Below are 16918 nucleotides of genomic sequence, written 5' to 3'. Positions count from 1 at the left end.
TATGAACGCCTCACGCTGGAACTCAATCTTCATCAGCCTGTTCGCCGCGATGGTCGCGCTGCTTGCGTTTCTCGTTTGGGCCACTCCGCGCAATGATGAAGGTTTCCAATGGTTTGATCCAATGATCCAAGGCGGCTGGATGGCTTGGACCTTCCCGGTCGCCTTGTTCTTCTACATCATCGCCGCATTGCTGATCACCTTCACACTGCTGGCGATCCGTTATCCTGAAACACCCCGTCGCGGCATACTGCGCATTGAAACCACGCGCGGCGACCGGCTGTTCATCACCCTACTCGGCTCGGCCTTCATCAACTTGGCTTGGCTGTTCTTCTTCGGCGCACCGCTGACTTGGGCGCTGATCCTCTGCCTGCTTTACGCTTTCGCGGTTTTTCGCTGGGTATAAGGCAGCAAACCACCCCGGTGAGCCATCGCCGGGCCATAACGACACGTCCAACAATTCTGGGAGGAATCGAATGAGACTGCGTACAACATCAACCGCCATGGCGCTTGCGCTGATGGCCTACGGTATGCCGGCGATGGCCGACATGGAGGCGGGCAAAGCTTTCCTTGATAAAGAAATCGGCGATATGTCCGTGCTGTCGCGCGCCGATCAAGAAGCCGAACTGCAATGGTTTGAAACCGCCGCAAAGCCTTATGCTGGCATGGAAATCAAGGTCGCCTCGGAAACCCTGACCACGCATGAATATGAGGCCAAAGTGCTGGCCCCGGCGTTCACCGCGCTGACTGGCATCAAAGTCACCCACGATCTGATCGGCGAAGGCGATGTCGTTGAAAAGCTGCAAACCCAAATGCAGTCGGGCGAAAATATTTATGACGCCTATATCAACGACTCGGACCTGATCGGCACCCACTGGCGCTATCAGCAGGCCCGCGATCTGACCGACTGGATGGCGAATGAAGGCAAAGCCGTCACCAACCCCGGCCTTGATCTGGCTGACTTTATCGGCACCAGCTTTACCACCGCACCGGATGGCAAACTGTATCAACTGCCCGACCAGCAGTTCGCCAACCTCTATTGGTTCCGCTACGATTGGTTCAACGATCAGAAAACCAAAGACGATTTCAAAGCCAAATACGGCTATGAATTGGGCGTTCCGATCAACTGGTCGGCTTACGAAGATATCGCGGAGTTCTTCACTGGACGCGATATGACCTATGCGGGCGGTCCAGCCAAAGTCTATGGCAACATGGATTACGGCAAGAAAGACCCAAGCTTGGGCTGGCGTTACACCGACGCGTGGATGTCGATGGCCGGTATGGGCGACAAGGGTGAGCCGAACGGTTTGCCAGTTGACGAATGGGGCGTCCGGGTTGACGAAAACTCACGGCCTGTAGGCTCTTGCGTTGCGCGTGGCGGTGCTACGAATGACGCAGCGGCGGTTTACGCGATCACCAAATCCATCGAATGGCTGCAAAAATACGCACCACCTTCGGCGGCTGGTATGGTGTTCGGTGAAGCTGGCCCCGTGCCTGCGCAGGGTGAAATCGCCCAGCAAGCGTTCTGGTATACCGCGTTCACTGCAGACATGGTGAAACCCGGCCTGCCAGTGATGAACGACGATGGCACGCCGAAATGGCGCATGGCACCGTCCCCGCACGGCGCTTACTGGTCAGAGGGCACCAAGGTTGGCTATCAAGATGTGGGTTCGTGGACATTGATGAAGTCCACCCCGGTCGATCACGCTCAGGCGGCTTGGCTTTACGCCCAGTTCGTCACCTCGAAAACTGTCGATATGAAGAAGTCTGATGTCGGTCTTACCTTCATCCGTCAATCGACCATTGACAGCCAGCACTTCACCGATCGCGCCCCGAAACTCGGTGGCCTGATCGAATTCTACCGCTCGCCAGCACGGATTGCATGGTCGCCTACCGGCACCAACATCCCAGATTATCCGAAAATGGCGCAGCTGTGGTGGCAGAACATCGGCGACGCTATGTCGGGTGAGAAAACCCCACAAGAGGCGCTGGATGCTTTGTGTGCCGAGCAAGAGAAAGTCTTGGGACGGCTTGAGAAGGCTGGAGTCCAAGGTGATATCGGCCCGAAACTGAACGAAGAAAAAGACCCGCAGGTCTGGCTGGACGAGCCGGGATCTCCGGTCGCCAAGCTGGAAAACGAGAAGCCGCAGGGTGAGACGATTGCCTATGACGAGCTGATCAAGTCTTGGCAGAAGTAACCTGATAGAGTGACGGAAGGGGGCGAGGTGCAAACCTCGCCCTTTTTCTTTAAGCCTCTGAACCTTTGAACTCTGAACCTTCGAAGGCCCAATTCGAGGGGCCACGAGCCGAAAGAAAACGCTCCGGGGGAGCGTTTTACGGTTCGTTGCGCATAAAGCCAAAGGCTGTTGAGCAAGGGGTGTTGGCCCAATCCGGAACTCAATAATCTGGCCGCGCCTGTCTGGGCTGGCGCATTTCACGCCTGCCAAGGGGCAGGCAGGCGCGGCCAGATTTGTCTTCGGCCAAATCTATCAAAACAAAAATAGTCGAAATTGCGGAAACACAATCCTTAACAATCCCCTAACGTCCCCAAAACCCTCTTGATATATAACAATAAAATCCCCGCCCACACGCGGCACCCAATCCCACTCTTGCACCCACCCGCAAGCTGGGCTCAACTGGTCCTCCAATCGGAAGGCCCGCCGCATGATCCCGCACCACCTCGCCCCACCCTACCGTTTCATCGCCTTCGATGTTGAGACCGCCAATCGCAATGCCCACAGCATCTGCCAGGTCGGCCTCGCCTGCGTCGATGATTGGGGCCAGATCGACACCTTCAGCCTGCTGGTCGACCCGGGCGAGCCGTTCTCGCATTTCAACACCCAACTGCACGGCATTGATGCCCGAAAGGTGCGCGGTGCCGCACGTTTCCCCGAGATCATCGCGGCCATTGCCCCGCTGATGCTGCACCAACCGATCGTGCAACACTCCTGCTTCGATCAACGCGCCGTAGCCGCCGCCTGCGACTGGCACGGGCTGGAAACCCCCAGCCTGCACTGGGTGAACAGCGTCACCATAGCGCGGCGCGCATGGCCGGAGTTTCGCGGCAACGGCGGGCATGGCTTGGGCCATCTGAAGAAAGTGCTGTCGCTGCAGTTCCAACACCACGACGCCGGCGAAGACGCCCGCGCCGCAGCGCAAGTCGTGCTTCACGCCGAGCAGAAAACCCAACGCGGCTTTGTCGAGATCATGGCAAAGCGCAGCGCGCCCATTGTGATTTTAAAGCCGTTGGTGGTCGAAGCCTAACCCAAGCGCCGCAACCATGTGCCGCCATCAGGGGCATCGAGCCCCCTCCTGCGGCGGCTACCGCGGCATTTCTGCACCCGGTCGAAAAGCCTCCCCGGCAGCGCCGTTCGAGGGGGCTCAATGCCGCTGCGGACGGCTCGTGGTGAGATCAACCGAGCTTACTCCGCCGCCAACCGCAACGCGTGAGGCTGACCACCGAACCGGCGCGCGGCTTCTCCTGCCAGATAGCTTACACGCCCCGCCACAATCGTCGCCTCGATCATCCGCGTCTCGGCTTGGATAATCACCATATCGGCGCGCAAGCCCGGCTCCAACATGCCACGATCCGCCAGCCGTAGTATCTCGGCGGGACGGCTCGACACCAGCGCCCAAGCCTGCGCCAAGCCCATCACGCCGCGATCCACCAGCGCCCATACCGCCAACGCCAAGGCAGGCATATTATCGCGCGAGGCGAGCACGTCACACAACCCGTCCGCCACCAAGGCCAAGGCCGAGACATTGCCCGACTGCCCGCGCCCCCGCAGCACATCCGGCGCGGCCATCACCACCGGGCTCATCATCGTATGCGCGGCAAGTGCGGCCCGGCGCGTCAGCGGAAACGCCGCGACACTGGCTCCGATCATGGCATAAAACGCCCGCGTCTCTCCATCAGGATCGTTCTGGCTGCCATAGAGCGCGCGCTCTGCATCAAAAGCCTCGGCCAAAGTGCAAAGACTGCGCGGCACCTCTTTGCTGCGGCTGGCGGCGGCTTCGATCGCACGGGTCAACTCATCGGTTGTTTTACCCAACGCCCGTGCCCAAACCGCAAAATCGGCGGGCGCGATGCGGGCCATGTGCAGGCCCTCTGACACATGATCCTCAAACACCACATAGCCGATCTGATGCCGCCGAACCGCCGCAATCAACCGAGCGGTTTCATCGACCAGATGGGTTTGGGCGCAGATTTGCAGCCGCAGATCGGTGAGAGCCTGCGGGCGATAGCTGTCGAGCGCTTGCATAAGTGCTTCGGCTTGATCTGGACCGCGCGGCCCATCCTCCCAGCTCCAGCCCTGCGCCAGATAGGCGGTGGTGATACCCTGCGCCGCTGCGGTGCGGTCAACTGCGGCGAGCGATGCGTCCAACGAGTCACCCGGCGCAACGCTGGCGGCGTGCATATCAATCATGCCGGGCAAAATCAGATAGCCCGAAAGGTCGACCTCGGCCAACGCGGACGGATCTATGCGACCTTCGGCCAAACCGATGCAACCTTCCTGCAGCGCGCCGTCGCGCAAGACATGCGCGCCCGTCAGGAGCAGCGGGGGCAGACGAAGCAGAGGCAAGGGCAGCGTCATCGCAGGCTCCGGCACGGGGGGAATGGCGGAGGTGATAACCCAGCTGCGCAACGGACATATGACAGATTCTGCCAGCGGTTGCAGCGTTGCACTTCGGCGACATCTCAGCCGAAAGCGTCACTAGAATTTTACATTGCCCGGTCTAGATGACCTGTCTGGTCGCCGCGCCGGACAGACCAGATAAAGTATGCCGGGACTTGAATGACGCGCCAAAGTTGCCCTCTCCGCCGCACCGCAGTGTGTGTCTTGCAGCATAAGCCGCGCCAGCTTTTTATGATTGGTGCGTTCTGAAATGTTGTTTGCCTATGCACCAGCGGCCGGTGGCTTGGCGCGGATCGAGCAACCGCTTGATCTTTCGGCAGCACTTTGGATTGATCTGTATCGACCGTTGTCGAACCAATCCGCCGATGTGACGCGGTTGGGCCTGGCGGTGCCGACGCTGGCGGATATGGAAGAAATCGAAATCTCAAACCGGCTGTATCGTGAGGCTGGCGCGGATTACATGACCGTGGTGCTGCCCGGTCTGTCGGAATCGCACAAGCCAATCTCGGGCCCGATTTGTTTCATTCTGTCGGCTGACCGTCTGATCACCGTGCGTTACCACGCGCCGCGTCCGTTTGAGACCTACCCCGAGCGCGCCGACAAAGTCGGCCCCGGATGTGATCGTCCCGAAAAACTATTTCTCGGCTTGATCGAAGAAATTATTGGGCGGATGGCGGATATTCTTGAGGGTATCGGACATGCGCTGGATGAGGTCGCTTCGGGGATTTACCAAGGCGGATCGAACGGTCTTCAGACCGACGCATTGCAGAGCGCTTTGGTGAAAGTCGGGCGTGAGGGTGATCTGCTCGGGCGCGTCCGGCTGGGTCTGCTGACGGTTGAGCGTGCACTCAGTTTCTTCGGTCAAACCCTGAGCGATCGGGCGGGCGGCGACGTGTTGCGGCCTTGGGTGAAGGGTCTGATGCGCGATCTGCAGGCGCTTGAGGTGCATACAGACTTTCTTGGTTCGCGTCTGGCGCTGACCTCGGATGCCACCTTGGGCATGATCAATTTATCGCAGAACGTCACCGTGCGGATCGTGTCGGTGGTGGCGGCTTTGTTCATGCCACCGACGTTGATCGCGAGTTTATATGGGATGAACTTTGCCCATATGCCGGAATTGGCGTGGCGGTTTGGCTATCCACTGGCCCTGCTTCTGATGCTGGCTTCGGCGAGCGGGACGTATTTGTTTTTCAAATGGAAGCGCTGGTTGTGATGCAGTGGGGGGTTTGTGGTGGAGGGACTTTGGGACGTCGCGCGTCACATGCGCCGGTACAGCAAATCAGACATGCAGCGCGCTGACACTGAGAGCGTTTCAGCGATGAGCTTCCCTTAAGACGATGCCGCAGGGTTTGCGCCGACAAATTGCCACGCCGCCAACTCTTCAGACCGCTCAAAAGTACGGGCATCTGTCGGGATCACTTTGTCCATCACGTTGATCATAGTCGAAGCAATGGAAGGCGCGCCAACTACAGCGTACTTATCGACCTTGGCCAAAGAGCGGAACTGCGATTTGAACGTTTCCATGTCAAAACCTGCGCCGGTTTCAACGCCTTCATATTGCTCAAAAATCAGCAGCATCGACACGGATGAATGCACGTCGAATGCATTGTTCATGGTCTCCGCCATTGCTTTTAAGTCTTCCGCTTGAACTTCATTACTGATGCGAAATGCATAGACGGAGGGATTGTCGACGGGGATTTGATTTATAGAGCCAGTGCGCAGCATCAGTTAAATCTCCTATCGCTGGACATTGATGAGTACTCTGCCGAGTGCGCGCGCCTGATTTTCACCGTCGAACTTTCGAGCCTAGGTGCATGGGCATTCGACCTGAACAGCCCCACCAAGGATACGGCGACGAGGATGCCGAAGGGGAGAAGCGCGGGTAGCAATGAGTCCAACATTCTCTGTCCTTTGCGGTTGGGGGGTGACCGTGGCTTGAAGCCGGGTTGTCGGTGACTGTGGCGCGATGTCTGTCGATTGAAGGCGTTCCGGATATTATCTTTGCCTTCAAAAGCACAAACTTCAGCGCACCGAAAAGGTTCCCTTTGGCAGTGTGGACTGGACATGCTAAGTGAGAATGCTCCGAGTGCGAAGCAGAGTACGCAAGTCGCCGCGCAGAAGCACCACCGCATTTTCGATGCCTACAAGCTCTCGCCATCCAGCGGGGATGCCCAAAAAACCTCTCTAGCGCGAACTGACGGCGCTGTAGGGATGCATTTTAGCTAATTTTTCGGAAAACAAATGTAACCGCCGCCGCTACGCGCATTAAGAGGTGCAATAAGCTGATTTTGGATGCCCCAAATCGCTTATTCCCTAACCAATAACTTAGGTTATTGGTGGCGAGAGAGAGACTTGAACTCTCGACCCCACGATTATGAGTCGTGTGCTCTAACCAACTGAGCTACCTCGCCACTGGCGCGGTGAGTAGTGGGGGCGGTGGGGGGCGTCAAGGGGTATTCTGGCCGAGTAGTTGGTTTTAGACGGAGGGTTTTGCTCGGCCGTCAGCACGGTGCCGTCCGCGAATGTGTTTCCTCGGTGGGAGGGATTAGTGTGCCTGTCGGTTAGGACTACCACATTTGGTAGCGACACAGCCAAATGGACTTCATTCGCGCTGCGGAGCGACCAAACCGCTATACAATCTCCCCGTTTAAAGCGGGGGTGGAGTGGGAGGTTACAGCATCGCCCCTTCCGGCACCGTATGCGCCACCCGGGGCCGACCTGAGGCTGTCACCGAGATTGTCGCCTCGACGAACATCGGCTGGCCTTCCACCGAGGCCGAGCGCAGATCGCGGGCTGAGGTGATGCGCAAGTCTTCGGCTCCGGCATGTTTGGCGCGGCGAACAGCCTCGATGGTTAGTGCCGCTTCGGTGGCAACCATCGCGGTTTCTGGATCGCTAAAGGTCTGCAAGCCGTCCGGCAGGTGAGCGGTAAAGCGACCCACGCCGGGGCTGGTGACAATCGCCGTGGCGCGCTGGCTGACCTGGCCGACCACAGCGCCGATGGCGTTGGCGACGCCAGCATGTTCGGGCAGTATCATCTCACAGCCCAGCCGCTTGCCGACAGCACCGTAGTAATAGGGGGCCGATGCGCCAAGTCCGATCACCGGGACGCCAAGCCGCGCGGTGAACTCGATCACGCCGCGGTGGCGGTTTAGCGCGGCTTTGGTCAAAGCGTGCCGCGCCAGCACTTCCGGGCTTTCGCCCCTGAACCCTGCGTCCTCGTCAAAGGCGGCTTCCAGCAGACACTCAACCGTCTGCGTGGTCAGTTGATCGACGATGGACTGTGCCAAGACTTTGGCATCATTAGAGAACCGCTCGCCCGAGCCATTGCGCCTGCGGCCCAAAAGCTCGACCGCCTTCGCCGCAGCGGGGCCATCCCATGCGTCAAGTCCACCGAGAACGTGGCTGGCATCCGACGGCGTCACCCCGGCGATCATCACCAAACCGCGCGCCACCAACCGCTCTAACGCTGCAACCTCTAGGCGGGTGGTTAGCACCTGCGACATCGGCATCGGTGCGGTGATGCGTTCCAGCACCGTCAACTCGCGCGGGCTGAGACCGCCGGTTTGCCCAGCCATCGGCACCACAAAGCGGCCGTCCATATCGCCAGCCCTGTCCGACGACAGCGCCCGATCCAAAGCCGCGTGGACCATCGCGTCATGCTCTGACGCCAGCAGCGACACCGGGATCAAGCGGCGCGGGCCTAGCCGCATACCGCCTGCGAGGCCCTCGGTGATCAGATGCACCTCTGAGTCGCCGCCCAAGCCGGTGGTGCGCATCGCGACCGCTTCAACCATGGTGCGAAAGCCACCAACCCGCGCGCCTTGCGGGTCAATCTCGGGCAGGCCATCGCGCAACAGCGCCACATCGGTGGTGGTGCCGCCGATATCAGACACCAGCGCATCTTTCGCACCGGTCAGCCAACGCGCGCCAACGATGCTGGCAGCGGGGCCGGAGAGGATGGTTTCAATCGGTCGCTCGCGCACCATCGCCGCCGAAATCAGCGCACCATCGCCACGCACCACCATCAGCGGCGCCGTGATGCCGATGGCCTCAAGATGCCGCTCACACGCCGCAACCAGCCGATCAATCATCCCGATCAGCCGCGCATTCAGTACAGCGGTAAGCGCCCTTTTCGGCCCGTTCAACTGCGCCGACAACTCGTGCGAGCAGGTGACTGGGCGGCCCGTCACGGCCCTGACCATATCGCGGATGGTGATTTCATGCACGGGGTTGCGAGTGGCAAAGCGCGCGGCGACGGCAAAGCCCATCACCTGTGGGCCGAGTTCTCGCAGGTGAGCCTCCAACGCGGCGAGGTCCAACGGGGCGACTTCGGTGCCTGCATGACTATGGCCGCCTGCGATCTTCACGACCGGATCGCCCTTCAGCGCCTCTATCAGCCCGCCACGTTCGAGGTCCCCGTCATCGAAGCCGACGAAAATCAAGGCGATGCGACCGCCCTGCCCTTCGACCAAAGCATTGGTCGCCAGAGTGGTGGACAGCGACACCAGCGCCACATCCTTGGCTGCCACCCCAGATTGAGCCAAAGCCGCATCAACAGCGCGACCAATGCCCAGCGCCAGATCGGCGCGGGTGGTCAGCGATTTCGCCTTACCGATCACCAGATCGGCAGCCTCATCCACGATCACCGCATCGGTATAAGTGCCACCGGTATCCACGCCCAGAAAATGCGCCATCTGACTTCCCGCTTGATTTCGCCTTAGCGATAGCGGTGCTGCGGGGTGAAGTCAGCCCTCTGCGCGACCTTTTCGGCCCATTCGCGGCAGAACTGGCTTGCGCTTGCGCCGACCTGCAATCGGAATACCCTCGGCCTCACGGTATTTCGCCACCGTGCGCCGGGCGATGGTCACGCCGGTGTCAATCGCCAAAGCCATCGCCAACGCCTCATCCGACAACGGCCGCGCTGGGTTTTCCGCAGCCACCAGCCGTGCCAGCCGCCCGCGCATAGCAGCCCCCGAGATCAGCGGCTGCCCATTGCCGCCCAACGCCGGGCTGAACATCTGCCGCAGCCACCACGTGCCGCGCGGGCTGTCGAGGCTTGCGCCTGCCACCACCCGGCTGATGGTGCTTTCGTGAAAGCCCAAAGCCTCTGCCAGTTCGGCCATGGTCATCGGTTGCAGCGCAATCGGGCCTTGGCGGATGGCCTCTTGCTGGCGCAGCAAAATCTCGCGCCCGACCAGCAGCAAGGTGGCGTTGCGAGCGTCCACCATGCGCTCCAACGCCTTGGCCGCCGTGAAGCCTGCGACCGAGCCTGCGTCTGATTTCTCGACCCGCAGCGTTGGCAAGGCGGAACGGTTCAGTGCAATGCTCCACCCGGTCGCCGTGGCTTTGACCACCAAATCGGGCTCGCGCGATTGTGCCGCAGAGATGCTGGCGAACTCTGCCCCCGGCTTGGGATTCATCGCCCGGATGATGCGAAACCGCTGTAACACCGCGGCCTCGCTGATGCCGCACACCTTGGCCAACTTTGCCAGATCCCCAGCGGCAAGCAGATCGAGATGCGACAAAACGGCGGCCATTTCGCTGTCCATCGCTTCGGCCTCGATCGCCTGCAAGCGCAGACAATCCGCGAGATTGCGCGCGAAAACCCCGGTGGGTTCAAACTGTTGCAGACGGCGCAACACGGCTTCGACCTCGGCCAAGCTGCTGCCGGTTTCGGCGACGATGATGCTTAACTCGGCCCCGAGCCAGCCCGAAGGCTCCAGCACTTCGGCCAAGGCGACGGCAATTTTGTTGTCGCGTGGGTTCAGCCTTAGCTTTTCGATCTCATCCATCACATGAGCGATCAGGCTGGGGCTGGTGTCTGCCGTCTCAGCCGCCAAGCCCAGACCGCCACCCGAGGATAAAACCCCCGCCCAGCGCGGCAGCCAATCTTGCAAGCTGGGTTGTGGCGGCGGTTCCAGCCGCAGATGCGGATTATCGGCCGCCTGCTCCTCCAGATAGCGCGTCAGCCCCGCCGCATCGGTGCGCAAAATAGCGATCGAGGCTTGCAGGCTGATGTTCAGCTCAAGCCGCTGGGTCTGGGTCAGGCCGATCCGCTGCTGGGGTGATCTCATATAGCAAGGTTAGCCGCAGTGATGGTATCGCACAACTGGCAGCAGTGTGGAGTTTGGGGGGTGGGCAAGCGCGGTTAGGTCGATATTCTCGCATAAACAACGCTATCGGAAAAAGTCTTTCAACTTTGCCAGCGGGCTGAGTTCGGCGGCGGGCTCGGCTTTGAGGGCTGCGGTGGGCGCGGGTTTGGTGGGCTTCTCGACACCGCTGGAAGATCGCGGCGGCACAACCCTTAGGGCCACTGCATTCATAAATTTCGCGGCGTCGCCTTCGGCTAAATATGGTGCGCCGTCAGAGATGCCGCGCAGAACGTCGTCAAGCCAGTCTTGATCAGACTTCGCAAAGTCGTGCAGCACATAGGCGGCCACGGCGTCTTTGTGGCCGGGGTGGCCGATGCCAAGCCGGACGCGGCCGTAGGCTTCACCCAAATGCGCATGGATCGAGCGCAGGCCGTTGTGGCCGGCATGGCCGCCGCCTTGCTTGACTCGGCATTTGCCGGGGGCCAAGTCCAGCTCGTCATGGAATACGGTGATGTCGGCGAGGTCGATCTTGTAAAAATCGACCGCCGCGCGGACAGATTGGCCAGACAGGTTCATAAAGGTTTCAGGTTTCAGCAGCACGATCTTTTCCGACCCCAAGCGCCCCTCAGACACCTGCCCCTGATAGCCGCGCCGCCACGGGGAAAATCCGTGATCGGCGGCGATCCGGTCCACCGCCATGAAGCCGATGTTATGACGATTGCCCGCATATTTCGCGCCGGGATTGCCGAGGCCCACAAAAAGTTTCATCGCGCCCCACCGATCTGCCGCTTGCTGGCTATAAATGCCCTCTGACGTCGAGGGATGCAAGACGTGCGGGCGGCCCCGGCTCCGGGCTATACATATCAACGATATAGCCCGGCGAGTTGACGGAAATCTTCATCTCGGCTCAAATTCCCCCTATCACCACGCGCTTGACTTGCCGTAGCACGGACTTCAGCTTAGCAACCAAGCCAGCCGAAACGGCCCCGATACGAAAGACCAGATAGGCGTGCGCATTACGGTTTTAGCTTCGATGCGAAATGAGGGGCCATTCATCGTCGAATGGCTTTGCTGGTATCGTATGCTAGGCTTCACCGATGCGGTGGTGGTGACGAACAACTGCACCGATCATTCGCCGCAACTGCTGGATGCGCTGCAAAAGGCCCGGTTGGTGCACCATATTCGCCACGACGTGGAGCCCGGAAAACGCATCACACGCGCCAAGTTGCAAGCCGCTGCCAACCACAAATCGCTTCGGCGGGCGGATTGGTTGATGATCTGCGATGTCGATGAGTTTCTGGTGATCCATCGTGGCGAGGGCCTGATTGGCGATCTGATTGACGTGACCTCAAGCGCGCCTGCATATCTCGGCATGTCGTTGAATTGGCGGGTGTTCGGCACCTCGGGGCGCAAGACATTTGAGGATCGCCCAGTGCATCGCCAGTTTACGACTGCACATGCAGTCACCGATCGTTCGTCCCGATTTGTGAAGTCGATCTTCCGGATGCCGCGCTATTTCAGCCATCTGGCCGAACATACGCCGCGCGGTTTTGATTTTCATCGCGCCGAGCAGAAGCGCGGCAAAAGCGGCGGGATATGGGTGAATGCCAATGGCGAGAAACTGCCGAGTTGGGCGCCGCTGAAGACCCATCTGACATTGATGCCGCAAGCGTTGGTCAGCCACGAGGTCGCGCAGATCAACCATTACATGCTGCGCTCTGTCGAAACTTACCGGCTGAAGCGCGGCACCAAATCTCCGGTGGCGCTGGGCGATCGCTACCGCCCGCGCTATTTCCGCAATGCTGATGCTGGGCGCGAGATGGACATTTCGGCGTTCCGTTATTCAGCACGGTTCGATGCATTGCATGAGCAGGTTATGGCGATGCCTGATGTGGCGCGACTACATGCTTTGAGTTGCGCCGACCATGTGCGTGCGATTGCCGAGAAGGCGGGCAAGCGGGCTGAAGATGACCCGAGGTATGTAAGGTTCATGCAGCGAGCAGAGGCATTGGCGGATGAGGCTTTGACGACTGCGGCTGAACGACTGCCGCCAGAAACTTGAGGCCGACGCTCTGCGGGGCAAGAGCAGCCGGCCGCACATCATAGGGCAGCGGCTGGTCGCCGGGTGGGCGCGACAACCGATGTTCTGCGCGGTTTATGCATCAGCGTCCTCCCCAGCCATTCAACTGGCCCGGTCGCAAAAAGCCCACCCGAGCGGGCGGACCCCTCTCGGCGATTGCCAAGACAATCACCTGCCGGGCAATGAGGCGCTGCCCTACGGCGCAAGCGCCTTGATTTCGGGCTGTGCGTGCGCTCGTTGATGCTGAAAAGCGACAAGCGGCAGGTATTTGAAGCCAGTTTTGTTTGCGATCAATCTGGCACCGTAAGCGCCGCGCGCAACGCAAAAGGCGCAGAGGTTTCCCCCTGCGCCTTCTGTTTCAATCTCGCAAATGCTTACGCAGCGGCTTCTTCTTCGCCCGCTTCAACATACCCAGCCGGAGCCGAGACGTTGGCGATGACGAAGTTACGGTCGATGCTGGCTTTGGTGCCTTCTGGCAGAACCACATCGTTGATGTGGATCACATCGCCCATGTTTTTGCCGGTGAGGTCCACAGTGATGTGGTCCGGGATATCGCCAGCAAGAACGTTCAACTCGACGTCATTGCGCACAATGGTCAAGGTGCCGCCCTTTTTCAGACCCGGAGACGCTTCATGGTTGATGAAGGTCACGTGAATGAACAGGTTGATGCGGTTTTCGTCGTGCAGGCGCATCAGGTCGATATGCGTCGGCTGGTCTTTGACCACGTCACGCTGCACAGCGCGGCAGATCACATGCACGTCCGGCTGACCTTCAACTTTGAGGTTGAACAGCGACGACAGGAAGCGACCGGCTTTCAAGCGCTTCAGCAGGGCGTTGTAAGGGATCTTGATCGCAAGGGGTGCAACGTTATCGCCATAGACGATACCGGGAACGAAGCCATCACGACGTGATTGACGAGCGGCCCCCTTGCCTGTCCCCGTACGTGCTTCGGCGTGAAGATCTAGGATCTCGCGTGCCATATTGTTTCTCCATATATATATCCGCCAACGTTCAAGGGTGCATGGCGCGATTGCGGGCCTATAGCGGGGAATCACCGTCAAGGAAAGCTGGAATATCGGCAACCACGCCGGCCGAAATATTCGCTCTGGCGGCTGTGACGCGTTCGGTGTCGGAGGTGGGATAGTCTTTGCGGGCGGGGCGGGCTATCTCGCCAGAGCTTGCAGGAGAATTTTATGACCGCCCTCACCACCCTCCGCATCGCCCGCCCTGCCGTGGCGGCGTTCGCCGCGATGGGCGTGCTGTGGGGGTCGTTCGCGGCTGACCTGCCCGATATCAAGACCATGTTGGACATCGACGAGTCTCATCTTGGGGCCTTGATGTTTATGACGCCGATTGCCGCTGTCTGCGCGATGCTGGTGGCTCCGCGCTTGGGCGTGGCGTTTGGGCGCCGCGCGATGTTGATCTCGTGCCTGTTGATGTGTTTGGCGTTTACGCTGCCGGGGCAGACCTCGGCATTGTGGCTGTTCCCGTTTGCGATGATGGCTTGTGGCGCGGGCACGGGCCTTACCGATGTTTTGATGAACGCACGGGTGGCGACGATTGAGACGCAAAGCGGGCGACCTCTGATGAACCTGTGCCATGCGGCCTATAGTTTTGGCTATGCGGGTGGCGCGATTGCGACCGGGGCTTTGCGCAGCGCGGGTTGGTCGCCAGCTTGGGTGTTGTGCAGCATGGCTTTACTGGCGGGGACGCTGGCGCTCGCGGCCTATGAACGGGACGGCCGGATTGAGGGGCTGGCGCGGCCCAAGGGCAAGGGCGCTGCGCATCTCGGTTGGGTGCCAGTGATCGGTGGCGCGATGGTGCTGATCGCGTTCCTGACCGAAAACGCCGCCGAGAATTGGTCAGCGTTGCATATTGAGAAAAACTTGGGCGGAAGTCCTGCCGATGGTGCGATGGGGCCTGCGGTGATGGCGATCACCATGGGCGTGGCGCGGTTGTTTGGGCAAGGGTTGGCGAGCCGTATCCCTGCGGTATGGCTGCTGACCGGGGGTGCAGCGATCTCGGCGGCCGGTGCGTTGGGGGCGGCGCTGGCCGTGACGCCCGCGATGGCTTATGCCGGGTTCATCGTGATGGGGATCGGGTCGAGCGTGATTGCGCCGACGGTGTTCTCATTGGTCGGGCAGCGGGCCAACCCTGCGGCGCGGGCGCGGGCAGTGGCACGGGCCACGCTGCTTGGTTATTTCGGCTATTTCTTCGGCCCGCCCGCGATTGGATTCATTGCAGGACATTTCGGGCTGCGCTTCGCCTTTGTCTGCGCGGCGGTGTTGCTGGCGGGCATCCCAGTGCTGGCGCGGGTGTTGTTGCGGCGGTAGCGGGCGGTGGGGTTACACCCACTCGCCCTCAAAATCCTTCGGCACCAGAACGTGTTCGCGGCTGATTTGGGCCGCTTTTTGCACACCACAAAGCGCCATCGAGATATCGAGTTCCCTCTGGATCACCTCTAGCGCCTTCGTCACACCCGCCTGCCCCATCGCACCCAAGCCATAGATGAAACTGCGGCCGATGAAGGTGGATTTCGCACCCATCGCGAGGGCTTTCAGCACGTCTTGGCCCGAGCGGATACCGCCATCCATATAAACCTCGGTCTGATCGCCGACGGCTCTTACGATCGATGGCAGCACACGGATCGACGACAAAGCGCCGTCCAACTGCCGCCCACCGTGGTTCGAGACGATCATCGCATCGGCGCCAACATCGGCGGCCATGCGGGCATCGTCGGCGTCGAGGATGCCTTTCAGGATCAACTTGCCGCCCCATTGGTCGCGGATGCGCTTGACCTTGCCCCAGTCGAGCATCGGGTCAAACTGCTCATTCGCCCATTTGGTGAGGTCCGCCAGATCGGTAACGCCCTTCACATGGCCGACAATGTTGCGGAAGGTGCGGCGGGGCGTGCGGGCCATCGCCAGCGACCAAGCCGGTTTGGTGGCCATATTGATCATATTTGGAATGGTCAGACGCGGCGGGCTGGTTAGGCCGTTTTTCATATCTTTGTGACGCTGGCCAAGGATTTGCAGATCAAGCGTCAGCACAAGCGCCGAGCATTTCGCAGCGCGGGCGCGTTCGATGATCGCATCAACGAAATCCTCGTCTTTCATCACGTAAAGCTGGAACCAGAACGGCGTCGGGCTGTGCTCGGCGATGTCTTCGATGGAACAGATCGACATGGTGGACAGCGTGAACGGCACGCCAAAAGCGGCAGCAGCGCGGGCGGCTTTGATCTCACCATCCGGCCATTGCATACCTGTGGAGCCCACCGGTGACAGCGCCACCGGCATCGCGACCGGGCTGCCGAGCATTGTCACTTCGGTGCTGCGGCCAGTCAGATCGCGCGCAACCCTTTGGCGCAGGCGGATTTTCGCGAAATCGGTGGTGTTTTCGGTGAAGGTCTGCTCGGTATACGAACCACTTTCGCAGTAATCATAAAACATCTTCGGGGTGCGCTTTTTGTAAAGCTGCTTCAGATCGTCGATGCATGTGATCACGGGGGGCATGGGCAAGCCTTTTCACTGAAATTGGTCATGGATGATTACCAATTTCGGGGAAATCTCGCAATGGCTATTGCGCCGCGTGTAGGTCGCAGGCGAAGCGGCGATCCAGCGCGACGCGAACATTGGTCAGCGAATAGGTCTGTGGACGCCTGCATCTGCGGCCGGGGGTTTCACACCCCCGGACCCCCGTGGGATATTTATGAGCAGACGAAACAATTTTAGATAAGTTTTTTGCGAATGTTGCGGGTTATGCGGCGTGCGCTCCTGCGGCAAGTTTGGCGACGAAGGCGAGCACTTCTGCGACAGGTTTGCCGGTGCTGATTTCCTTCACGATGGCAGAGCCCACCACGCAGCCATCAGCGACGGATGCGATGGCTTTTGCGGCCTCGGGGGTGTTGATGCCGAAGCCGACTATTACCGGCAAAGTGGTGGAGCGTTTGATGCGGGCAACTTCGGGGCCGACCTCGGTGGCTTCGGCGGCGGCAGCACCCGTGATACCGGTGACCGAAACGTAATAGACAAAGCCGGAGGTGTTTTGCAGGACTTTCGGCAGGCGTTTGGCATCGGTCGTGGGGGTGGCGAGGCGGATGAAGTTCAGGCC

14 protein-coding genes and 1 tRNA gene are annotated in these 16918 nt (G+C 60.1%); 6 read left to right on the top strand and 9 right to left on the bottom strand.

The features are described from left to right. Position 1: 1 nt before the first annotated feature. From JWS10_RS07810 to JWS10_RS07800, 3 genes are all read left to right on the top strand, one after another. Positions 2-403 (top strand): DUF2160 domain-containing protein, encoded by a 402-nt coding sequence (locus tag JWS10_RS07810; protein ID WP_299506081.1) that lies wholly within the window; start codon positions 2-4, stop codon positions 401-403. Positions 404-473: 70 nt separating this feature from the next. After that, positions 474-2195 carry an ABC transporter substrate-binding protein gene (locus JWS10_RS07805; protein ID WP_299506079.1) on the top strand — a complete coding sequence of 574 codons (1722 nt, stop codon included), beginning with the start codon at positions 474-476 and terminating at the stop codon, positions 2193-2195. A gap of 466 nt (positions 2196-2661) precedes the next feature. Continuing rightward, positions 2662-3261 carry an exonuclease domain-containing protein gene (locus JWS10_RS07800; RefSeq protein ID WP_299506077.1) on the top strand — a complete coding sequence of 200 codons (600 nt, stop codon included), beginning with the start codon at positions 2662-2664 and terminating at the stop codon, positions 3259-3261. Positions 3262-3419: 158 nt separating this feature from the next. Here the strand turns inward: JWS10_RS07800 and JWS10_RS07795 are convergent, their stop codons facing one another. Next, a complete protein-coding gene (locus tag JWS10_RS07795) occupies positions 3420-4592 on the bottom strand; it encodes an alpha-D-ribose 1-methylphosphonate 5-triphosphate diphosphatase (RefSeq protein ID WP_299506075.1) in 1173 nt (390 codons plus the stop codon). 292 nt (positions 4593-4884) lie between these two features. On the opposite strand from JWS10_RS07795, the gene JWS10_RS07790 reads away from it, so the two are divergent. Continuing rightward, on the top strand, positions 4885-5847 hold the full coding sequence (locus JWS10_RS07790; RefSeq protein WP_299506073.1) for a magnesium transporter CorA family protein: 963 nt from the start codon (positions 4885-4887) through the stop codon (positions 5845-5847). 116 nt (positions 5848-5963) lie between these two features. Here the strand turns inward: JWS10_RS07790 and JWS10_RS07785 are convergent, their stop codons facing one another. The 5 genes from JWS10_RS07785 to pth form a co-directional block, all read right to left on the bottom strand. Further along, positions 5964-6359, bottom strand: a complete 396-nt coding sequence (locus tag JWS10_RS07785) for an STAS/SEC14 domain-containing protein (protein WP_299506071.1) — start codon at positions 6357-6359, stop codon at positions 5964-5966. 609 nt (positions 6360-6968) lie between these two features. Then, positions 6969-7045, bottom strand: a tRNA-Met gene (locus JWS10_RS07780). 260 nt (positions 7046-7305) lie between these two features. After that, positions 7306-9330 (bottom strand): hydantoinase/oxoprolinase family protein, encoded by a 2025-nt coding sequence (locus tag JWS10_RS07775; RefSeq protein WP_299506069.1) that lies wholly within the window; start codon positions 9328-9330, stop codon positions 7306-7308. A 51-nt stretch (positions 9331-9381) separates the two neighbouring features. Further along, positions 9382-10710 (bottom strand): RNA polymerase factor sigma-54, encoded by a 1329-nt coding sequence (gene rpoN / locus JWS10_RS07770; RefSeq protein ID WP_299506067.1) that lies wholly within the window; start codon positions 10708-10710, stop codon positions 9382-9384. 102 nt (positions 10711-10812) lie between these two features. After that, positions 10813-11496 (bottom strand): aminoacyl-tRNA hydrolase, encoded by a 684-nt coding sequence (gene pth, locus JWS10_RS07765; RefSeq protein WP_299506065.1) that lies wholly within the window; start codon positions 11494-11496, stop codon positions 10813-10815. Between the two features lie 241 nt (positions 11497-11737). Here pth and JWS10_RS07760 point away from each other — a divergent pair, with 241 nt between their 5' ends. Then, a complete protein-coding gene (locus JWS10_RS07760) occupies positions 11738-12790 on the top strand; it encodes a glycosyltransferase family 2 protein (RefSeq protein ID WP_299506063.1) in 1053 nt (350 codons plus the stop codon). A gap of 392 nt (positions 12791-13182) precedes the next feature. Here the strand turns inward: JWS10_RS07760 and JWS10_RS07755 are convergent, their stop codons facing one another. Beyond that, complete coding sequence (locus JWS10_RS07755) at positions 13183-13788, bottom strand: 50S ribosomal protein L25/general stress protein Ctc (protein WP_299506061.1); 606 nt, start codon at positions 13786-13788, stop codon at positions 13183-13185. A gap of 213 nt (positions 13789-14001) precedes the next feature. Between JWS10_RS07755 and JWS10_RS07750 the strand changes: the two genes are divergently transcribed. Further along, the gene (locus JWS10_RS07750) at positions 14002-15141 is read left to right on the top strand and encodes an MFS transporter (RefSeq protein WP_299506060.1); all 1140 of its coding nucleotides are present in this window, start codon (positions 14002-14004) and stop codon (positions 15139-15141) included. A gap of 12 nt (positions 15142-15153) precedes the next feature. Here JWS10_RS07750 and JWS10_RS07745 read toward each other — a convergent pair whose 3' ends face one another. Together JWS10_RS07745 and JWS10_RS07740 are read right to left on the bottom strand one after the other, a co-directional pair. Continuing rightward, a complete protein-coding gene (locus JWS10_RS07745) occupies positions 15154-16320 on the bottom strand; it encodes an alpha-hydroxy acid oxidase (RefSeq protein WP_299506058.1) in 1167 nt (388 codons plus the stop codon). Between the two features lie 244 nt (positions 16321-16564). Further along, a partial coding sequence (locus JWS10_RS07740; RefSeq protein WP_299506056.1) for a tryptophan synthase subunit alpha occupies positions 16565-16918 on the bottom strand: 354 nt, incomplete at its 5' end.

The sequence above is a fragment of the Cypionkella sp. genome (assembly GCF_028290025.1).
GTDB lineage: Bacteria > Pseudomonadota > Alphaproteobacteria > Rhodobacterales > Rhodobacteraceae > Cypionkella.
The sequence above is the reverse complement of the archived record's forward strand: the minus strand, read 5'-3'. Positions and strand labels throughout refer to the sequence as shown.

Coding starts and splice junctions, on each gene's coding strand:
- JWS10_RS07810 (WP_299506081.1), top strand. CDS start 2: ATGAACGCCTCACGCTGGAACTCAATCTTCATCAGCCTGTTCGCCGCG.
- JWS10_RS07805 (WP_299506079.1), top strand. CDS start 474: ATGAGACTGCGTACAACATCAACCGCCATGGCGCTTGCGCTGATGGCC.
- JWS10_RS07800 (WP_299506077.1), top strand. CDS start 2,662: ATGATCCCGCACCACCTCGCCCCACCCTACCGTTTCATCGCCTTCGAT.
- JWS10_RS07795 (WP_299506075.1), bottom strand. CDS start 4,592: ATGACGCTGCCCTTGCCTCTGCTTCGTCTGCCCCCGCTGCTCCTGACG.
- JWS10_RS07790 (WP_299506073.1), top strand. CDS start 4,885: ATGTTGTTTGCCTATGCACCAGCGGCCGGTGGCTTGGCGCGGATCGAG.
- JWS10_RS07785 (WP_299506071.1), bottom strand. CDS start 6,359: ATGCTGCGCACTGGCTCTATAAATCAAATCCCCGTCGACAATCCCTCC.
- JWS10_RS07775 (WP_299506069.1), bottom strand. CDS start 9,330: ATGGCGCATTTTCTGGGCGTGGATACCGGTGGCACTTATACCGATGCG.
- rpoN (WP_299506067.1), bottom strand. CDS start 10,710: ATGAGATCACCCCAGCAGCGGATCGGCCTGACCCAGACCCAGCGGCTT.
- pth (WP_299506065.1), bottom strand. CDS start 11,496: ATGAAACTTTTTGTGGGCCTCGGCAATCCCGGCGCGAAATATGCGGGC.
- JWS10_RS07755 (WP_299506061.1), bottom strand. CDS start 13,788: ATGGCACGCGAGATCCTAGATCTTCACGCCGAAGCACGTACGGGGACA.
- JWS10_RS07750 (WP_299506060.1), top strand. CDS start 14,002: ATGACCGCCCTCACCACCCTCCGCATCGCCCGCCCTGCCGTGGCGGCG.
- JWS10_RS07745 (WP_299506058.1), bottom strand. CDS start 16,320: ATGCCCCCCGTGATCACATGCATCGACGATCTGAAGCAGCTTTACAAA.